The organism is Sporosarcina sp. A2, from assembly GCF_050858885.1.
Lineage (GTDB): Bacteria > Bacillota > Bacilli > Bacillales_A > Planococcaceae > Sporosarcina.
The window spans coordinates 2,498,854-2,518,518 of record NZ_CP193898.1 but is presented as its reverse complement, the minus strand read 5'-3'; the positions used below and the strand labels follow the sequence as shown (position 1 = coordinate 2,518,518).

The following is a 19,665-nucleotide window of genomic DNA, read 5'->3' as shown; positions in this document are numbered from 1 at the left end:
TTGAACCACTTGTTTCTCTCATTTGTTATCCCTTCATATAATGAAGAAGGAAATATCCATAACATGATGAATGCTCTCACCGAGACCATGTCGTCAAGCAAAATCCAATATGAAGTGTTATTTGTAGATGATGGAAGTAGCGACCGGACAATGGATGAGATCCGTGGAGCGGTCATTGATTATCCTGAAGTAGAATATGTATCGTTTACACGTAACTTCGGTAAAGAAGCTGCGATTTTAGCCGGTCTTGAATACGCAAAAGGAGACGCGGTAATTTTAATGGATGCTGATTTGCAACATCCACCAGACTTAATCCCACAACTTATTAGAGGATATGAAGAAGGATATGACCAAGTCATTGCTAAGCGGAATCGTAAAGGTGACTCCACGATTCGTTCACTGTTATCGCGTGCCTATTACTGGGGTGTCAACAAAACTATAGATGTTGAGTTGCATGATGGAGAAGGAGATTTCCGCTTGTTGAGTCGCCGCGCTGTCGATTCGTTGCTTCAGTTGAGTGAAGGCAATCGATTCTCAAAAGGCCTCTATTCATGGATTGGACTAGAGCAGAAGACGATTTGCTATGATAATGTCACACGTCAGCATGGCGAAACGAAATGGTCCTTTAAACAACTACTTAACTATGCAGTCGATGGGGTCGTTTCGTTCAATACGAAACCGTTGCGCTTATGCTTTTATACAGGCTTGCTAAGTATGTTTTTAGCCATTTCCTATATAGTCATTACACTGATCGATATCGCAAAAAATGGTGTAGATGTACCCGGGTATTTCACGACCATTTCAGCGGTCCTCTTTCTAGGAGGTGTTCAGTTGCTTTCCCTTGGTATTATTGGAGAATACGTAGGACGCATTTATAATGAAACCAAAAAGCGACCCCATTATCTTGTTCGACGCACTAGCGCCGAGGTGAAAGGAAAACCAGTCTCTCATGCCAAAATTCGAAGTTCGTGAATTCATTACATTCGCCATCGTAGGCGTCATCAATACAGCTATCTATTATGCGTTTTACCTACTCGGGCTAAAAGGTCTCGGACTGGCCTATATGATTTCGCATTTCAGCGCAGTCGTCTTGAGTATGATCATTTCATTTTTCTTGAACAGTTACTTCACATACAAAGTAAAACCTACGTTAAAGAAGTTTGTAATGTATCCAATTACGCAGCTCGTTAATGTCGTAGTGACAGCCATTCTTCTTTATCTATTAGTAGATGGATTGAATGTGAATAGCACGATAGCACCACTTGCAGCTTTAATCATTACAGTACCTGTAACGTTCGTTGTAACAGGAAAGGTGCTGAAGTCTACATGATGAAGACGAAATCTTGGATTGTACTTGTCCTTCTGAGTGTAGTAACAGCCGTAGGGGCACATGCATTTATGCTGTCAGAATGGACGGAAGGTCGCTATGTCGTCGGGCCAAATGATGGGTTGTCACAGATGATACCGTTTAAACACTTTTTGTACGAAGCTATCCGGGATGGGAACTTTTTCTACTCGGAACGATTTGGGTTAGGTGGCGGTATTTTTTCACAACTGGGCTATTATTTTTCGACGTCTATAGTGTTTTTAATAACTGTAGCCATTACGGCTATTTTAGAATGGACAAAGATTATAGCGTTTCCGAACATTCAGTACTGGGCAGACGTGACCGTTTTTGTGAGCATCATTCGACTCACGTTAATTTTACTGATTACAACCCATTTTTTTCGATTCATTGGGGTGAAAACTCGTTTTGCCTATATCGCTTCCGTTATATATAGCGTAAGTATTTTGTACTTCCGTCATGTAACCTATTGGGAGTTCTTTTCGGATGCCATGCTTTTCTTACCGATTCTGCTTATAGCTGTAGAGCGAATTATGCGTTATGGAAAACCAGGATGGTTTATCGTTGCAGTAACGATCAGTATGATCGACAACTTCTACTTTGCGTATATAAATTTCTTATTAACTTTTATTTACATAGCTTTTCGGTGGTTCCTTCCCATCGCAAAAGTCGAATTGAAAAAGACGCAGCAAATAGTACAATTCCTTGTAGGTGGTTTGCTAGGTGCTGCACTGAGTGCACCGTTTTTCATACCAGCTGTCTACGGATATCTAAATAATTTTCGGCCACCGTTTGAAGGGGACATTCCGCTGTTTGACATGACTGAGAATATTTTATCTGATGGGAAGTTGGTCGTGTTGCCGGCTTTCGCGATAATTAGTTTGCTCCTATTCTCGTTATATAAAAATCGAGTGTATCGATTGTTTGCGCTCATGACCGTTGTATTAGCGGTATTGCACGCGAGTCCTGCAGTAGGGAGTATGTTTAACGGTCTGTCAGCGCCTCAATACCGCTGGGAGCACATAATAATGCTCGTCGCAGGTGGTTTGGTTGCGATCACGTTACAAAATTGGAAAGAGATTCGCTTAAAAGAAGTAAGCATCGCTGTACTTGGAATGATTGCCCTCTATTTCTTGTTTTCCAAAATGAATTTAGAAGGAAAGCCGAGTCTGTATTCGGATAGTTTAGTCGTGCTGGCCCTGATTACTGGTGTACTTGCCATCCTTGCGACAGTTCGTCAGTTTAAACACTGGGACATTGCGTTGTGGATTGGCATCATTGCATCCTGTTTAGTGACGGTGAATTTGTTTCAAGAGGAGAAGTTGACGGGGAATCATCCTAATATAGACCAAGTGCATGGACAAGGCATCCCGAAGACCTTCTTTACGAGTGATGCTTATAACGGAGACGCGTCCAGAGAATTAGTGACTGAGCTGACGGCAATTGAGTCAGATCCACTTGCGAGGATTGATTGGATGATAGGTACACGAAATAACACACCGATTGTACAAAACTTCCTCGGGATGAGTAGTTATTCCAGCATCTTGAATCAGCACGTATTGCACTTTTACTTGGACAATTTGTCGATTGACATGGGGCGAGAAAGTGTCAGCCGTTATGCAGGGCTGGGTGGACGTGCAAATTTGTACAGCTTACTCAATGGTGATTATGCAGTACGTTCTACAAAAGGTAATCCGGTTCCTTATGGATTTAAAGAAGTTTCACGTAATGCAGAATTCACGGCGTTTGAAAACGAGCATCGTCTCCCATTTGTACGAACTACGGATACTGTTTTTACGGAAGACCAATTAAAAGAGAGCCCCGCGATTGCGCGAGAACACGCGATGTTGAGTGGAGTGGTCTTGGAAGATTGGGATGAACCCTCTTCTTCAGTACCTTCTGCTGCGAACTTAATGGATAAGGTGACCATACAACCTGTGCGAGCTAGCTATGAGAATAAAAAGCTCGTTGTGACAGGTAAAGATGGTGGGATCGATTTAAAGGTTTCTGACGTTCATCTACTGAAAGAAGATACCTATGTTTCATTTAACTTAAAACGTTCTACTGCAGATATAGGCTTCCATCTAAAAGTGAATGACTATAAAACAACTCGAAAACGCACCGATTCGATTTATCGAACTCGCGTCAATGACTTGACCATCCGGGTGCCATCTGAGGAAGTCATCCGGATACGCGTACCCGAAGGAACGTATTCGTTAAAGGATTTGGAGTTCTACGCGGAAGACTATGCAACGCTTCTAGATGCGAAAAAGAAGAGTGCTCAAACTTCTGCTCCTGAAGTGGTGTGGAAGGGCGGACATGCGCACGTACAACTGAACAATGCGAATGCAGATCAGCTAGCTGTCATGCCAATTCCTTTTGAAAAAGGTTGGTCGGCGAAAGTGAATGACAAAAAAGTAGCTGTCTTAAAGGCGAATTATGCCTTTACTGGATTACCGATTGAACCAGGCACAAATACAATTGAACTGACATATCGACCACCATACTTCTTGCCTTCTCTAGTTGTTTCTCTTGTTGCAATTATTAGTTCGTTAAGTTGGTTGCGATGGGTTAGACGTTCCAATCCTTCTGTAAAATAATACGGGAGGATTGTTTCATTAAGCGCGTAGTTTTGTTGAGCGAGCGCTCAGTCTCCTGTATGATTAAAGTATTATATGGACTGGAGTTGTTAGTGTACTCATGACGAAGTTATTGAATGACCAAGAGTTATTGACGTTATTGAAACCTGGCACAGATATTATTATTCCTATCGCAAATGGAGAACCCCATTTGTTGCTCGATATTTTAGAAGCGAACTATGAACAATTGGATCACGTAACTGTTCATCAAATGTTGGTACTACGTGAACGTGCGTACATTCGTGGGGAAATGAAAGGTCACTTGTCACACAAGTCGTATTTCTTGAGTGGTGCAACACGAAAAGCCTTTCATAATGGTACGATCGATTTAGTTCCAAATGTATTTAACGAAGTTCCGCGTCTACTGCGAGATACGCTAAAACTTCCTGTTGTCATGGCGGTTGCATCTTTGCCGGATGAAAATGGATACTTTTCATTAGGAACACAGGCGGATTATGTGTCAGAATTCATCGGCAAGATTCCGTTCGTCCTAGAAGTAAATCAGCATATGCCACGGACTTTTGGAAAGAACCAAATACACATGAACGAAATTGCTGGATATGTTGAGCACGATGCGTTTCTTACTGAAGAGAAGTGCCCGGTCATTAGTCAGAAGGATAAAAAGATTGCAAGTTACATTACGTCTGAAATTCAAAACGGGGATACGTTGCAAGTTGGTATTGGTGCTGTACCGAACGCTGTCATGAGTATGCTGAAAAATCACCGTAACCTTGGTATTCATACTGAAATGCTTACCGACGGTGTCGTTGACTTGGTAGCTTCAGGAGCATTGACGGGTACGAAGAAAAACACGTATCCCGGGAAAATTATTACGACATTTGCTTACGGTACACAGCGTTTGTATGATTTCTTACACAACAATACAGAAGTGGAATTCTTGTCGGTGAGTGCGGTGAATGATCCATACGAGATTGCAAAAGAAGACAACATCGTGTCAATTAATGCGACAACTGAAGTCGATTTGTATGGACAATGTGCATCTGAGACTATTGGAGGAAATTATTATTCATCCACTGGGGGACAAGCTGATTTTGCTAGAGGCGTGCAGCTAGCGAAAAATGGAAAAGGATTCATTTGTTTGTACTCGACACTAAAGAACGATTCCATGTCTCGCATTAAAGTGAATCTCGAACCAGGATCTGTGGTGACCACGTCTAAAAACGAAGTGGATTGCATTGTTACAGAATACGGAATTGCTAAGTTGCATGGTAAATCACTACGCGAACGTGCTGAAGCGCTAATCGCGATCGCACATCCAAAATTCCGTGACGAATTAAGAAGCGAAGCAATTGCCGCAGGCATGTTACCCGCTGTGGAAACCGTTGAACGCTCATAAAACAGGAAAAGCGCTCATAACCCTGAGAAAGTGATCATAAACTTGGGGAAACGCTCATAACCCTGAAAAAGCGCTCATAAACTTACAAAACCGCTCCTAACCACAAACTAAAATCTCAACACGTGGCCCGCGCAGTAAAACAAACGCGCATACACCACTATTTCGCGAACAATCAAGCACGTAAAGACCTAAACTTATATAAGGAAAGCTTCGCATCCGCGAAGCCCTTCTACTTAAATCACTAAAAACTCTATAACAAAAACAGGAGCCCTCGCTATTCGGGAGCTCCTGTTTTAGAATTACTTATCCAAATGCAAGCATCGCAATACTGGCAACACTTATTGCTAGAACACTAAGAAATACTATATCCATTCGACTGTAAGAAGTAGGGTAGAAATAAGTACGGATAGCCCCCATCTGGAATTGTTTCGATTCCATCGCAATCGCCATTCGTTGTGCGCGCCGTATACTTTGAGCAAATAGAGGAACCGTGTACGCTTGAATGCGCTCGCCCCATCCTTTCATCCCACGCGAAAAGGTAATTCCTCGCACTTTCAATGCATTGCTACGCACTTGGATTTCTTCAACGACAACAGGCAGCAAGCGAATGGATGCTATGAAACTGTATGCATACTTGGGAGGCATTCGAAATTGCTGCATCATCGCGTAGAAGAATATTACGGGTTGCACAGTGAGCAGGAAAGTTAGGCCAACAAATCCAAATGTTAACGACTTCGTGCCGAGTAGCAATCCATGACGGACACTTTCTTCAGAGATTTTAAAGAGGCCCCATTGCCACAATACGGTTTCTCCTTTACCGAACAACATCATCGTAAATGCTGAGGACGCAAAGGAAATGACAAGGGGTATCGAAAGCAATGCTAATTTCCGAATCGGGTAGCCACTGAATCCATAGAGTAAGATCCCAAACAAGATAGCTAGCCAACTGACAAATGGCAAATTTCTAGTGAATAGCGTGAACAGTAACAGTAAAACAAATAGAGCAAACTTAAGTGCGGGATTCACCGCGAATAACCACGTTTTACGATCAGGCGTAAACCAATTGGGCATCGTTAACACCCCCTTGTCGTGTACATGAAACGAGTCTACCGTCCACAACTTTCCATAGGTCCGTAGCAAAATGAGCAGCAATCTCCAAGTCGTGTGTAACCATAACGATTGTCATCCCATTCGTTCGTAGAGCTTCTAACTTCTCTAGAATGGCGAACGTATTTCGCGCATCCTGACCGAATGTAGGTTCATCCAACAGTAAAATATCTGTTGTAGAAGTGAGCGCGGTCGCAACGCTCAATCGTCGCTTTTGGCCAATCGATAACTGATAGGGATGACGGTTTTCAGATGCAGGTAAGTTGAAAAGCTTAACCATATCTTCGGCATGCTGCGTACTTTCAGTGGACGATATTCCCTGTAGTGAAATCGTCAACTCTTCGATAATCGAATTCGTAACAAATTGCAGCTCTGGATTTTGGAAGACAAGAGATAATCCAGTAGGTAGTACTTTACGGCGTTTCTTCTGCGTAATTTGGTTTCCATTTACTTCTAAAGTACCTGACGTTTTCAACAATTGCATAAATGAAAGTAGTAAAGAACTCTTTCCAGATCCGTTTTCTCCTAAGATAGTCACCCACGAACCTTTAGTTATCGATGCATTTGCTACATGAATAACAGATTTCTTTCCACGATATCCATTGAAGTACTCCCCATGCAAAACTTCCAATGCGGTGGAAGGTGAACGTTCTTCAGACAGCGTCCGATATGCATCGGAATTCAAGTAATCGTTCCACACCCCGGGATACCAAATTCCGTACTGGATAAGTTCATCTTTAAAATCGTTGAAAATTGATTCGGGCAATCCATCTGCTAGTATCTCTCCGTCGTCATTGAATAGTACAACTCGGTCAATCCACCCTGCAATTTGCTCGATTTTGTGTTCCACGATAACGACGGTTTGTTCAGCCGTCGCCGCTTGAATAGAGTCCCAGATCTGCTTCGTACCCTCAGGATCTAAAAGTGCAGAGGGTTCATCCAAAAACAGGACATCGGGCTCCATTAGCAACACGGAGGCTAAAGCTAGCCGCTGTTTCATGCCTTGGGAAAGTTCCGAAATAGATGTGTGGATGTCTGTCATATGAAGTCCTACGCGTTGAAGTACAGCATCGATAAGCGTCCGCATATCTTCACGAGGCACGTTTAAGTTTTCGAGCACAAATGCAAGTTCTTCGTCGACATAAGGCATACAAAACTGAGTATCTGGATCCTGGAAAACGAATCCCCAGGAATTCGGAAGCTTAAGTGTTTCAGCTTTCATTGGTAGTTCAAAAGAATTTGGGACAATGCCACTTGCGACTTGAAGTAACGTAGACTTTCCGCAGCCACTTGGCCCAAGAAGTAATACTTTTTCACCCTTTTCAACAGAAATAGAGAGATCTTTGAATATCAATGAATCTTCTCCAGGAAACTTCAAGCGTAGTTTCTCAATACTGAATGCAGTGTTTTGATGGTTGGTTCGTCCGTCTTTCATTCAAATCACCGGTCCAGTAGCGAGTATTCTTCTTTCGCCACGGGGCGTATAGATGATGTAACACCTGTTGCTTCTAGAGCCCGGACGATGAGTACAGCGAATACGCCTGTAAAGATGAATGCACTAACTACGCGTAGTCCGTATTTCACAACTAATGCCCAAGTTTCTAAATCGGCATATCCGTAAAACATGTCCAATCCGAAACTCGCAATACATGACATGATGCCAGCTACACCTGCGACTACCATAGAGAACTTTTTGTATCGGAATGCAGCAAATAGAAGCTCTGCAGCTAGACCTTGTGCGAATCCATAGATTAGTACTTCTAAGCCATGTCCCATGAATGCAGATAGGCCAGCACCTGCAACACTTGCAAGCAATGCAACGCCAGGTTTCCGGATAAGTAAGAAGGCGAATACGCCATTCATGAACCACATGCCATAGAGAAGTTGTCGCGCAACGGGCATCATCGGTTTGACGACGGTATAGAGATCATCCCAAAACTTCATCAGAATACCGAATACCACACCAACCATAATTGTAATAAGTACATCAGTAAATTTAAGCTTGTTCAATGAATGTTCACTCCTATTTTGCTTTTTTCTCACAAAAAAAGACCGTCTGAAAGCGCAGACGGTCGAGGAGTGGGTTCCCGGGTACCCAATGATCCTCAGATCACGGCTCTCTACGCTGGCATTATCCAGATCAGATGCGGTCAGCAGCGGATTCGTCTGCTATCTCAGCCTGATTCACTCAAGCACCCGTACGGTCAGTTATGTAAGTGACTCGAGTATACAACAGTTAAAATATTCTGGCAACCACTCATTCTATAATTACATCAGAAGCATTGATGCACGAGAGTGTTCTGATAACAAGGTGATTTCTAGAGTATTGGTCGACCAAACGAGTCTTAGCCTCTATAATGAGGAAAGTAGCAAGAGTACGTATAGGAATGGGGATCAGTTGTGAAGAAGGCAGTAATTTTCGATTTTGATGGAACGATTATAGATACAGAGTCCGCATGGTTTGATATTTATCAGGAAATACTTAAAGAGCAACACGGATTTAATCTAACTTTGGAAGAATTCGTGAAGGTTGTAGGATTAAAAGATGGCGCATTGTTTGACTTCATTGACCAGTCACTGGATGTACCAATGGATCGTATTGTATTTCATGAGCAAGTGAATGCACGCTTTGAAACGATTCGAGAGCAATTGGCGTTAAGGGATGGGTTCCTAGAAACAGCTGAGAAACTGAAGGAACAAGGTATCCTATTGGCGGTTGCGAGTAGTTCTGGTCGTAAATGGATCGAAGGCTTCTTAGAGCAGTATGGTTTATTAAAATTTTTCCCTATCATTGTTTCAGCTGAAGATGTGGAAGAAGTAAAGCCGAATCCCGCGATCTATAAAGTCGCGCTGGAACGACTAGGAGTTACTGCGGATGAAGCAATTGCTGTTGAGGATTCTTACAATGGCTCTATCGCAGCAATCAGCGCAGGTATACATTGTTTCATCATTCCGAATGACGTGACTCGATCGTTATCATTTCATGAAAAAGGACAACTCATGGAGTCGTTTGCAGACTTTGACTACGAGCTTTTAGAAGGATAAGTAAATAATTTAGAAGCGTTCTATCCGAAATCGGGTGGAACGCTTTTGTTTTGGGGATTTTAGGGAAAGAGACTTGTAGAACGAAGAATCCTTCGAACCTTGAAACTATAACTATATCCAATCGTAATAAAAGGAAGGGAGTGATGAACGTGAAAAAAACATTTATAAGTGCTGTGCTGCTGGTGTTGGTACTTGTTTTTCCAATCCCAGCATTTGCAGATGATTTCACAATCAAGGATTTCAAGATTGATGCCCAACTAATCGAAGAAGGAAACGTACAGGTGAAAGAATTATTAACGTATGAATTCAAGGGTTCTTTTAACGGTATCACCCGTGACCTTTATCCGAAAGAGGGAAGTAAGATCAGTGACCTTCGTGCGGAAGAGAATGGAAAATCGCTTAAAATTGAAGGGAAGGATGGTAGCTATAAAATCCGTCGAAAAGCTAAAGACGAAACTGTAGCTATCGAGTTAACTTATACAATTGTCGAGGGTGTGGAGCGATATTTAGACGTAGCCCAGTTTTATTGGCCTTTTTTTGATGATCGAAACGAAACTGATTTTGGCAATGTTGTAATTACCCTTCATCCACCTGAGGTGACAGGAGACGTTATTGCAATGGGGTATGATGCTGCGCGTGGAACTGAAAAGACCGATAGAGATGGTAATGTGATCTTTAACCTGGGAGCAGTTTCAGCGGGAACAAAAGCGGACGTTCGCGTAGGATACGATGAGGCGTTATTTACTGGAGCTGTGCGTGCCAGTGATAAAAAGATCCGTCCTGAATTGGAATCCGAGCAGGTTTCCTTAGTAACTGCTGAAGCTCGTTACAATAAGATGCATACGTTGTCTGGACAAGTGGCACCTTTCATATTTGGAGGTACTGTTCTGTTGTTAGTACTAATAGCTGTCTATGCCTTTCGCTTGCAGTCTAAAAGACAAGAAGCCGCAGCACTGGAGTACCCAGCAGCTTATTTTGTTCCTGAAGCAATCATGAGTCTACCTTCAACACTCCAATTTACCGTACCTCATGTTGATAGTACCCAAGTTCAAACAACTGCCCTGTTGGAATTACTTCGAAAGGGGTACATTGAACAACAAGAGGAGCACGTATTTCATGTAATCAGTCGAAAAACGGAATATGAACACGAACGATTGCTTATCGAATGGCTCTTTGATGGATTTGGTGACGGTCAAACGTTTTCTTATAATGATTTGGATGTATTAGAGGGAGACAAATTGTCAGTACGCCAAGATGTTGAAAAATATACTACGTTACTAAGTGCTTGGGAGAGGTCCATTAGAGAAGAAATCGCTCATAATGACATGAAGGGTGGTGGGATAGGAGTACGCATGTTATCCGTCGTAGTAGGATTCTTGCTCATTGCACCAATGATTCTATTTGGGATTTACGATCAGTTCATGTGGTTATTGTTTTTGATATTCCCAAGTTTGTTGCTCGTATTATTTGGATTTTTATATGCTCCAAAAACAGTGAAAGGATATGGAATCCTCTCTCAATGGGATGCATTCAGAAAGCGATTACCCGAAGTTTCGGCTGAGGATTTAGATGATCAACTGGATGACGAGCAAAAGCGTGCGGTCATATTTGGAATCGGTACGAAAACAATTGATGAAAGTAAACTTGTAGAACCAAATTCTCTTTACGATCGGGGATATGTCCCACCTATCATGTACTATTTCCCGATCGGAGCACATGCCTATTTGCAAATGGACCGTGCGGATAGTATAGTCGCTGCGTCAGGAATTTCATCATCCTCGTCAAGTTCAAGTGGTGGAGGAGTAGGAGGCGGTGGAGGCGGTGCGGGAGCGTTTTAACGCATGCGACAAGGAATGTTCACAAGGAATTGTGCAAATAGAACAATTACCTTTGTAACTTCAAACAACCGTGATAAGATGGAGAAATATACTATTTTAAGATCGATACTGGTTGTAGGAGCGTAACATATGAAAAAATCATCCCTTACATTGTGGTTGTTATTAACAAATTTACTGATTGCTTTTTTAGGAATTGGTTTAGTAATTCCTGTCATGCCTACGTTAATGAACGAATTGCATTTGTCAGGTAAAGTGGTCGGCTATTTAGTCGCATTCTTTGCAGTCGCGCAGCTGATAGCATCGCCGTTATCTGGGCGCTGGGTAGATTCAATTGGACGTAAAAAGATGATCGTCATAGGACTGGTCATGTTTAGTGCATCAGAATTACTCTTTGCTGTTGGACAAACGCTGTCTGTCCTATTTGCATCACGCATCGTCGGTGGCGTTAGCGCAGCATTTATCATGCCAGCTGTGACGGCATTCATTGCAGATATTACAACAAATGATACACGAGCAAAAGCACTTGGCTACATGTCTGCAGCGATATCTACTGGATTTATATTAGGACCAGGAATTGGCGGGTTCCTAGCGACTCTTGGTACCCGTGTTCCCTTTTTCTTTGCAGCAGGACTGGCTCTTTTTGCAGCTATCTTTTCGCTAATTATGTTACGAGAACCGGAGCGTCAATATGAAGAAACGATGAATACGAAAAAGCCTGGATTCAAGCGAGTCTTTGCACCGATCTACTTCATCGCGTTTTTACTGATCTTTGTGCTATCGTTTGGCCTTGCATCGTTCGAATCTATATTTAGCTTATTCGTAGATCATAAATTCGGATTCACTCCAGCGGATATCGCTATTGTGATTACAGGTAGTGGAATTGTCGGTGCAATTGCACAAGTTTTTCTATTCGATCGACTTGCAAAACAGATAGGGGAAAAGAAACTAATCTACTTATGTCTTGTTTTATCCGCTGTCTTAGTTGGAGCGATGACTGTTGTGAGTTCCTATTTTGCAATTTTAGCTGTAACGATGGTCGTGTTTGTCGGTTTTGACTTAATTAGGCCAGCGGCAACATCCTACTTGTCCAAAATCGCTGGAAATGAACAAGGTTTTGTCGGTGGGATGAACTCTATGTTTACGAGCATTGGGAATATGGCTGGTCCCATATTAGGAGGAATCCTGTTCGATATTAACCTAGATTATCCATTCTACTTTGCTACACTTGTTCTTATCGGAGGAGCTGTACTTGCCTTCGTTTGGATGCGTAGACCTGACGAAACAAAAGACCCTGTACACCAACCGTTGTAAACGGAAGTGTCAGGGTCTTTTTCTATAGGAAGAAAACAATGAGTTGAGAGGCAATCGCCACAAGTATAAGTGCGAATGGATACGCCGCGGCATAGGCAATCGCGGGATCTTCGGAGTCAATCAGTTGGTTCAAGGCGCCAAGTGCAGGCGTACTCGTCATACCTCCTGAAAGTCCACCGAGAGAATGAACAACGCTAAGTTTTAGCAGTTTACGTGCTGCGAAATAGCCAGCGATAATAGGGACTATCGTAATCAGTATTCCACCCAAAATAAGCTTAACGCCTTCCTCTTGTATGACTTCCACGATTCCAGCACCTGCCGTCGTTCCGGCACCTGCGAGGAAAAGTACGAGACCGAGTTCACGGATGACGTGATTGGATGGACCGTAATAGCGGACATGAATAGGACCGATTTTACCAAAGTGCCCGATGATCAGAGCGACAAATAGTGGACCGCCTGCTGTACCCAGCTGGATAGTACCAAGTCCAGGAAGCGGGATTGGCACCATACCGAGTAGGACGCCAAGTAGCAAGGTTACACTGATTGAAAAGATATCCAGATTCGTGATGGTGAGTTTTTTACGAGTGAACAATTTCTCGACTTCATCGAGCCGCTGCTCCGTACTGACAATTGTCAAGACGTCCCCACGGATCAATGGCAAATTTGGGTTTTGAGTCAGTTCAATCCCTTCGCGTGTAATTCGTGTGACCGTTGTTCCATGATCTTTTCGTAACCGGAGTTCTTTCAACGTTTTCCCAATCACTTCATCGGAATCGATCGTCACTTTGCGAAGATGGACATTGTCTGGATTTTCGAGATCTGTGTCAACAGGTTGACCGACATAAGCCATTAACCCATCGAGTTTAGTTTCGTTTCCGACAACAACCAAGTAGTCTCCATGTAGCAAAATTGTATCTCCGAGTGCAATCATCGTATGTCCATCACGTATTACCCGGCTGACAACGGCGTCGTAAGGAGCGAAATGTAGTTCGCTTAAACTGCTCTTGTAAAGCATAGGATTGGTCACTTCAAGAGTTGTAAGAACAGGCGAACCAGCTGTACGAATCGGATTTGAGGTCTCTTCCAAGTCTTTTTGTAAGTCAATTTTCCCGATTCGGGGAAGTAATTGGACGAATAGTACGACAGCCAAGACTCCGAATGGGTAAGCAATTCCGTAACCGACCGATGCAATCGGATCATGCGTTGCTTGTAATGCGGCAGCTAAACCAGGTGTACTTGTAAGAGCACCTGTCATTAAGCCAACACTGAGTGCAGGGTCCAAGTCGAGCCCTTTCGCAACGAGAATCGTTGTAGCTACTGCGATTAGGATGATCAACAAGGATAAAATCCCGAAAATCAGGCCACTAGATCGCAACATGCGGAAAAATTTCGGGCCTGCTTGTAACCCGATGCCAACAATGAACAGACTTAACCCGAAATTTTGGATGACAGGCGATACAGCAAAATCAAAATGTCCAAACACCATAGCAACAAGCAAAACACCAGCAGCACCTAAGTTAAGCCCTTTGATAGACAGGGAGCCGAACCAGGAGCCGAGAAATAAGATAACAAATAATAAGATCAGCGGTTCGTCGAGTAACGAGCGCAGTAATTCCATTGAATCACCTCTATGAAAAATCTCCCCTAAGTATACTGCAATGAACAAGCGGAGTGCAGTGATTTGCCTTGAACTTTGGATGGTACGAATGTAACAATACTTTGTCAGTTCACTTCATTTCGGATTGTTGTTCGGCAAGCAATGCAAGTAGATTATCAAACGAATGCGTGTCTTTCGTTTGAACATCGATATACCCACCGTAATAAGGGGAAGCCTTATCTTGGACCGCGAGTTGCTCCATCCGATTTAGCAATTGGTCAGCGAATTCAGTCTCTCCCACTTCTCTAAACATCATACTGGCAAGTGCATACACAGCGGCACTTTCAAAAGTAACAGTGGGCTTTCTAGTTGTGCGATCATAGCGTCCATAAAGCTTATGGCCACCATCGAGGAACACTTGTTTCGTAAATGACATCAAACCTGTAACATCTCCATCCCAAACGGCACGATGATATCCCGTATAGAATTGATCAATCATATGGACGTCGGCATCGTACGTATAACGTGACGTTCGGGTCGAATAACTTCTAGGGAATAGACCATTTTCTGTAATTGGGGCATCCAGTAGCACCTGCTGGGTTTTCAGATAGACATCATTTGACAGTAGCTTACGTTCAACCATGAGATCGAGTGCTTGAGGAACTATATAACTTAACGTTAGCTCGGTACCGACTTCCTTGTTACTGGTTTCTACGAAGTCGGTAAGAATGCCTTCAATCGTTTGATAGCGTGCGATGGAACGACTCATTTGGTCGGCAAGCGACTGATAGGTAGGCTTATTCCACTTTTCTGAAGCGGTATAGAGTGCCTGGACAATACGGATATCGTCAATCAACGCATTTGCGGAAGCTTTTTTGTGTCCGATGATTTGCCAGGTGACGAGATGATCGGCAGTGAGAAATTCAGCCTGTAGTGTTTTGACCTGTGTTTTGAATCGTTTTGGTTCATCAGATTCAACAAGATAGAGCATCCAGAGACCCATCGACTCAGACAAGTACTCATCCGCACGATCCGTGATTGTCGTCCGTATGAATCCATCCGGTTGAAGGAGATACGTACGGATGAATGCCTCAGAGGACTGTTTTTTTTCCTTATCTGTTAACGTCCATAACATATACAGGCTTCCTATCATAAGTAGTACTAGCAGAACGGATGCAACCTTGACGGGTAACGATAGTTTCACTGTTTCATCTCCTTATATCGGTTTGAATAGATGAAAAACAGGACAGACCGAGCTGTCCTGCTCAATAGAGTGGGGCAATCAAATCGTTGGAGACGACTCGATTTTTACCCGTTGGCTTCGCCTGGTATAGTGCTTCATCCACTTGTTTAACAGCGCGCTGCCCGATTATAAACCTGAGTAAAGAAATGGGTAGAAATGCAAAGATTACAAAAATAATAGAAAGACGTGTACGAAGACTGTGAATACGGGCGATAACAAACGCCTCCAAGCTAGTAGAATAAAGACTATATTACCAAGCGGATTTAGAGAGTGTTCGTTTATTTTAAGTAGAATTAGTGAATTTGAATGAGCAGGTTAGTTTGTGTGTTAGCAAGGGAAGTAATAAGTATGATAATAAATGTGTTAAATGAGGGAGAGAAGTTTTCGAATGGCTGTGTTATTAACTATTTTCGTCGCACTTGGTGCAGCAAGTTTGCTACTTCAAGGGTTGATGTATACAAGACAATTTAAATTGAACTTAGGAATCCGTGTCATCAATACGATACTCGGACTTCTCATTTCGTACATAACATTCACATCTCTTTTTGAAGGTGAAATGATGAAGAAAGTTATTGCGGCTACGTTTGGAGTGAGTGCGTTAGCTGGTTTGGTGATAAGTATCCTAAGAAAGGATGCACTGATAGGTAGACTACTTCTGACGTTATCCGTTATCGGAGGAATTATCTATTTGTATATAGGAGTTTAAACGGTAGACTGCTGATTTTGATAAGCAGTCTATCTTTTTGTTGACTCTCACGTTACGTCAGTCTTTACACTTAAGATAGGAAAGGAGAATGACGATGAAAGTGAAAGAAGTGGCGGCACTATCAGGTGTCAGTATACGTACGTTGCATCACTATGATGAACTTGGATTACTCAGACCTTCGGGGACAACGGAAGCTGGATATCGAATTTACTCGGATGAAAACCTTGCTGAGCTGCAGCAAATCCTGTTTTACAGAGCTCTGGGATTTTCTTTGAAACAAATCAAGGCAGTGCTGACGGATCCAGCGTTCAACCGTCTTGAAGCGCTTCAAAGTCAGCGACAGATGTTACAGAATAAGCGATCGCAACTGGATGAAATGATTCAGACCATTGAACAGACGATACAAGAAGGAAAGGGGGAAGTGACAATGACACACGGAGAACGATTCAAAGGGTTCGACTTCAATGAAAATCCGTATGAACAGGAAGCACGCGATCGGTGGGGGAATAAAGTAGTCGATGAAACAAACAAGAGGTTGCAACAGTTCGGCCGTGAGCATCAGAAAGAGATGAATGCGATTTACCAACGTCTTGCTGACATGCGACATCTTGAACCTGACTCTGAGAAAGCTCAACAAGCAATTGGTGAGTGGTATAAGTTTTTGAACACGATTGGCACGTATTCATTGGAAGCATTCGCAGGACTTGGGGAAATGTATGTTGTTGATGAGCGGTTCACAACGAACATCGATCAGTTTGGCTCAGGGCTCGCGAGTTTCATGCGGGATGCCATGGCAGAGTACGCACGACGTAATAAGTAGCAGATGAACAGGCATCTTTCAAAAGGTGCCTGTTTTTAGATTGACCGAGTACAATCGTTGTCTTATGATGAATCAAAATAGTTTAACAATAGATGAAAAGGATGTGAGCCAATGTACGTACCTGCTAAATTACAAAAGGGTGATGAGATTCGTATTGTCGCGCCGAGCCGAGGTGCTGCGATTTTGTCTGAAGATGGCGTGAAGAGTGCAACTGAACGACTAGAGGCTCTTGGATTCAAAGTTACGTTTGGTAAGTATATAAATGAGGCCGACCTTCAGTACTCTGCTTCCATTGAACACCGAATCGAGGATATCCATGATGCCTTCAGAGATCCTTATGTAAAAGGTATTGTGACAGTTATTGGCGGGTTTAATAGTAATGAATTGTTACCTTACTTGGATTATGAATTAATCGGAAATCATCCAAAAGTGTTTTGTGGATACAGTGACATTACTGCAATTGCGACAGCAATTACGGCGAAAACGGGGATGGTCACGTATTCAGGTCCTCACTTTTCTAGTTTCTCTATGGATATCGATCAAGACTGGCAGACGGAGTTTTTCAAAAAGTGTCTCATGGAGGATGAACCTTTCCATCTAACGCCTTCTGTACAATGGAGCGATGATTCGTGGTATTTGGATCAGGAAAATCGTTCGTTTGAACCGACAGAATGGAAAGTTTACAACGAAGGAGTGGCTAAAGGACGTGTCTTTGGCGGGAATTTGTGTACGTTAAATCTATTGCAAGGGACGGAGTTTATGCCTAATCTTACGGACTCGATTCTATTCATTGAAGATGATGAGATGACGATTCCTGAGACGTTTGCACGAGATTTGACTTCGTTGTTGCAAGTGACGGGCGAAATCCGGGGATTGGTACTAGGCCGTTTCCAACGAGAATCCAATATGTGTACTGAGCAAATCCATTACATATTCGACAAACATCCGATGCTTCAACACATTCCCGTCCTCTATGACGTCGACTTCGGGCACACCCAACCGATGTTCACATTCCCGATTGGCGGGGAAGTTGAAGTGGACAGCAATTCTAAAACAATTCGCTTAAAAAATTTTTAATAACTGATATAGTTGCACCTGGTGTTTTACAGTAATTAATAAAGTTTGTAAACTAGGAAACACCTAAACCAAGAAGTTGGTTTAGGTGTTCCCTAATGGGTTATTCACCCAGACTTGTATTTCTGCTTTTTAATGCTTTGTCCACAGGAATGATGAGATTTAAAATCACTGTCGCAAGTGCACCAACTGAGATACCGGAAGAGAGCAAGTAGTTCGCCCAGTTCGGAACGGTTGCTAACACTTCTTTTGGAAGCACTGTTACCGCGATTGTCAGTAAAATTGGAACACCGATTACAATCATATTGCGGTCGTCAATAATGATAGGTTGGATGATCTTCATTCCATTTGTGACGATCGCAACGCAGACAATCCCAAAGATGCCGTTAATGACAGATTCAGGAATACATATAATGATCGCAGACAATTTGGGAATGAATCCAAGTAATACTAGGATGAATCCGCTCGCCATGATGACCATACGGCTTCCTACTCCAGTAATTGCAAGAAGTCCTGCATTGGATGAATACCCTGTGAGTGGTGTGCTTCCGAACAAAGATCCGACCAAACATCCCAGGCCTTCACCGAACGACGCACGGTTTAAGCGCTTTTCGTCTAGCTCTTCTTCCGTAATTGTCGAGACAACAAACCACGTACCTGTTGTTTCAAGTAGGATAATCAAGTACACGAGCATCATTGTAAGAATTGCTCCCATGTCGAAGACAGGCTTTCCGAATGGCAACAGTGTCGGCAGTGAGAACCAAGCCGCGTCTTTTACAGGAGAAAAGTCAGTTGGATAAAAGAAACTTGCGGCGATTGACCCACCAACGATTGCTAAAATAACAGAGACTAGTCGGAAAAATGATCCGAATCTGGGAAGTCTTTTTCCGAGAACCATACACGTTACCAAAATACTAGCAGAGATTGAAGCGATTGCTACGTTTTGTCCAATTGTACCTTCTGCGAAGTAAATATTGTTCAAGCCTACAGGCATTAACGCAATACCAACGATGATAATAACGGTGCCACCGACGATAGGTGGCACAATTTTACGGACTGTTTTTGCGAATACTTTCAATGGATAGCCAAGGAGTGCGATCATAATGGCTCCTGGAATAAGGCTTCCTGCAATGGCACCCAATCCAAGCTTGCCACCAATTGCGGCAATGGCGCCAATTGGTACATAGGAAGGACCTTGAACGACAGGTAATTTTAAACCGAATCCAGTTTGAATGAGCGTTGCCAAGCCAGTCGCAAGGAAACACATTTGAACGAAGAACGAAGTGTTTTCAGTACTTAATGACAATAAGCCCGCTACAATAATGGGCGCAATATACAAATCCATCGCGAGTACGTGCTGTAAACCTAAGGCAATTGCTTTCGGATAGCTAACTTTCTCGTCTACACCGATGAGCAGACCATCTGGACGTTTCTTGGACACATGAACACTCCTTAGTTCGTTTGTTTGAGGTATATTACGGAGTATAAAGAAAACAAATTGATTTGTACAGACTAAACACGAACGTTTTATAATTTTATTTATAGTTGATTCGTTTTTCGGGTTGACTGAATGCTTATCCTTT

16 protein-coding genes and 1 riboswitch are annotated in these 19,665 nt (G+C 42.8%); of the genes, 10 read left to right on the top strand and 6 right to left on the bottom strand.

What is annotated here, in order from left to right; genetic code table 11:
• The 4 genes from ACRPI0_RS12790 (at position 1) to ACRPI0_RS12775 (ending at position 5,341) form a co-directional block, all read left to right on the top strand.
• Positions 1 to 972, top strand: a complete 972-nt coding sequence (locus tag ACRPI0_RS12790; protein WP_432355957.1) for a glycosyltransferase family 2 protein — start codon at positions 1 to 3, stop codon at positions 970 to 972.
• Positions 950 to 1,330: a GtrA family protein gene (locus ACRPI0_RS12785; RefSeq protein WP_432353064.1), complete on the top strand. Its 381-nt coding sequence runs from the start codon at positions 950 to 952 to the stop codon at positions 1,328 to 1,330. Before ACRPI0_RS12790 ends, ACRPI0_RS12785 begins: the two co-directional genes overlap by 23 nt.
• Entirely contained in the window at positions 1,327 to 3,945 is a 2,619-nt protein-coding gene (locus ACRPI0_RS12780; protein ID WP_432353063.1) for a YfhO family protein, read from the top strand. The genes ACRPI0_RS12785 and ACRPI0_RS12780 overlap by 4 nt, the downstream gene beginning before the upstream one ends.
• A 100-nt stretch (positions 3,946 to 4,045) precedes the next feature.
• Positions 4,046 to 5,341 (top strand): acetyl-CoA hydrolase/transferase family protein, encoded by a 1,296-nt coding sequence (locus tag ACRPI0_RS12775; RefSeq protein WP_432353062.1) that lies wholly within the window; start codon positions 4,046 to 4,048, stop codon positions 5,339 to 5,341.
• A gap of 303 nt (positions 5,342 to 5,644) precedes the next feature.
• On the opposite strand, the gene ACRPI0_RS12770 is transcribed toward ACRPI0_RS12775, so the two are convergent.
• Genes ACRPI0_RS12770 through ACRPI0_RS12760 form a run of 3 tightly spaced genes read right to left on the bottom strand, consistent with a single transcriptional unit; the run spans position 5,645 to position 8,419 of the window.
• Positions 5,645 to 6,412: an energy-coupling factor transporter transmembrane component T family protein gene (locus ACRPI0_RS12770; protein WP_432353061.1), complete on the bottom strand. Its 768-nt coding sequence runs from the start codon at positions 6,410 to 6,412 to the stop codon at positions 5,645 to 5,647.
• Positions 6,390 to 7,883 (bottom strand): ABC transporter ATP-binding protein, encoded by a 1,494-nt coding sequence (locus ACRPI0_RS12765; RefSeq protein ID WP_432353060.1) that lies wholly within the window; start codon positions 7,881 to 7,883, stop codon positions 6,390 to 6,392. Before ACRPI0_RS12765 ends, ACRPI0_RS12770 begins: the two co-directional genes overlap by 23 nt.
• 5 nt (positions 7,884 to 7,888) lie before the next feature.
• Positions 7,889 to 8,419, bottom strand: coding sequence for an ECF transporter S component (locus ACRPI0_RS12760; RefSeq protein ID WP_432355956.1), 531 nt, complete (start codon positions 8,417 to 8,419; stop codon positions 7,889 to 7,891).
• 129 nt (positions 8,420 to 8,548) lie between these two features.
• A riboswitch (TPP riboswitch) is annotated at positions 8,549 to 8,658 on the bottom strand.
• Positions 8,659 to 8,848: 190 nt separating this feature from the next.
• On the opposite strand from ACRPI0_RS12760, the gene ACRPI0_RS12755 reads away from it, so the two are divergent.
• From ACRPI0_RS12755 to ACRPI0_RS12745, 3 genes are all read left to right on the top strand, one after another.
• A complete protein-coding gene (locus ACRPI0_RS12755) occupies positions 8,849 to 9,493 on the top strand; it encodes an HAD family hydrolase (RefSeq protein WP_432353058.1) in 645 nt (214 codons plus the stop codon).
• 149 nt (positions 9,494 to 9,642) lie between these two features.
• Complete coding sequence (locus ACRPI0_RS12750; protein WP_432353056.1) at positions 9,643 to 11,331, top strand: DUF2207 domain-containing protein; 1,689 nt, start codon at positions 9,643 to 9,645, stop codon at positions 11,329 to 11,331.
• Between the two features lie 129 nt (positions 11,332 to 11,460).
• Positions 11,461 to 12,642 carry an MFS transporter gene (locus tag ACRPI0_RS12745; protein WP_432353054.1) on the top strand — a complete coding sequence of 394 codons (1,182 nt, stop codon included), beginning with the start codon at positions 11,461 to 11,463 and terminating at the stop codon, positions 12,640 to 12,642.
• Between the two features lie 22 nt (positions 12,643 to 12,664).
• On the opposite strand, the gene ACRPI0_RS12740 is transcribed toward ACRPI0_RS12745, so the two are convergent.
• Together ACRPI0_RS12740 and ACRPI0_RS12735 are read right to left on the bottom strand one after the other, a co-directional pair.
• Positions 12,665 to 14,260 (bottom strand): aspartate:alanine exchanger family transporter, encoded by a 1,596-nt coding sequence (locus tag ACRPI0_RS12740; protein ID WP_432353053.1) that lies wholly within the window; start codon positions 14,258 to 14,260, stop codon positions 12,665 to 12,667.
• 109 nt (positions 14,261 to 14,369) lie between these two features.
• Positions 14,370 to 15,374 (bottom strand): hypothetical protein, encoded by a 1,005-nt coding sequence (locus ACRPI0_RS12735; RefSeq protein WP_432353052.1) that lies wholly within the window; start codon positions 15,372 to 15,374, stop codon positions 14,370 to 14,372.
• A gap of 496 nt (positions 15,375 to 15,870) precedes the next feature.
• Here ACRPI0_RS12735 and ACRPI0_RS12730 point away from each other — a divergent pair, with 496 nt between their 5' ends.
• From ACRPI0_RS12730 to ACRPI0_RS12720, 3 genes are all read left to right on the top strand, one after another.
• Positions 15,871 to 16,188, top strand: coding sequence for a hypothetical protein (locus tag ACRPI0_RS12730; protein WP_432353051.1), 318 nt, complete (start codon positions 15,871 to 15,873; stop codon positions 16,186 to 16,188).
• An 88-nt stretch (positions 16,189 to 16,276) separates the two neighbouring features.
• Positions 16,277 to 17,008 (top strand): MerR family transcriptional regulator, encoded by a 732-nt coding sequence (locus ACRPI0_RS12725; protein WP_432353050.1) that lies wholly within the window; start codon positions 16,277 to 16,279, stop codon positions 17,006 to 17,008.
• A 111-nt stretch (positions 17,009 to 17,119) separates the two neighbouring features.
• A complete protein-coding gene (locus tag ACRPI0_RS12720) occupies positions 17,120 to 18,085 on the top strand; it encodes a S66 family peptidase (RefSeq protein WP_432353049.1) in 966 nt (321 codons plus the stop codon).
• A 100-nt stretch (positions 18,086 to 18,185) separates the two neighbouring features.
• Here ACRPI0_RS12720 and ACRPI0_RS12715 read toward each other — a convergent pair whose 3' ends face one another.
• A complete protein-coding gene (locus ACRPI0_RS12715; RefSeq protein WP_432353048.1) occupies positions 18,186 to 19,523 on the bottom strand; it encodes a uracil-xanthine permease family protein in 1,338 nt (445 codons plus the stop codon).
• Positions 19,524 to 19,665: the final 142 nt, after the last annotated feature.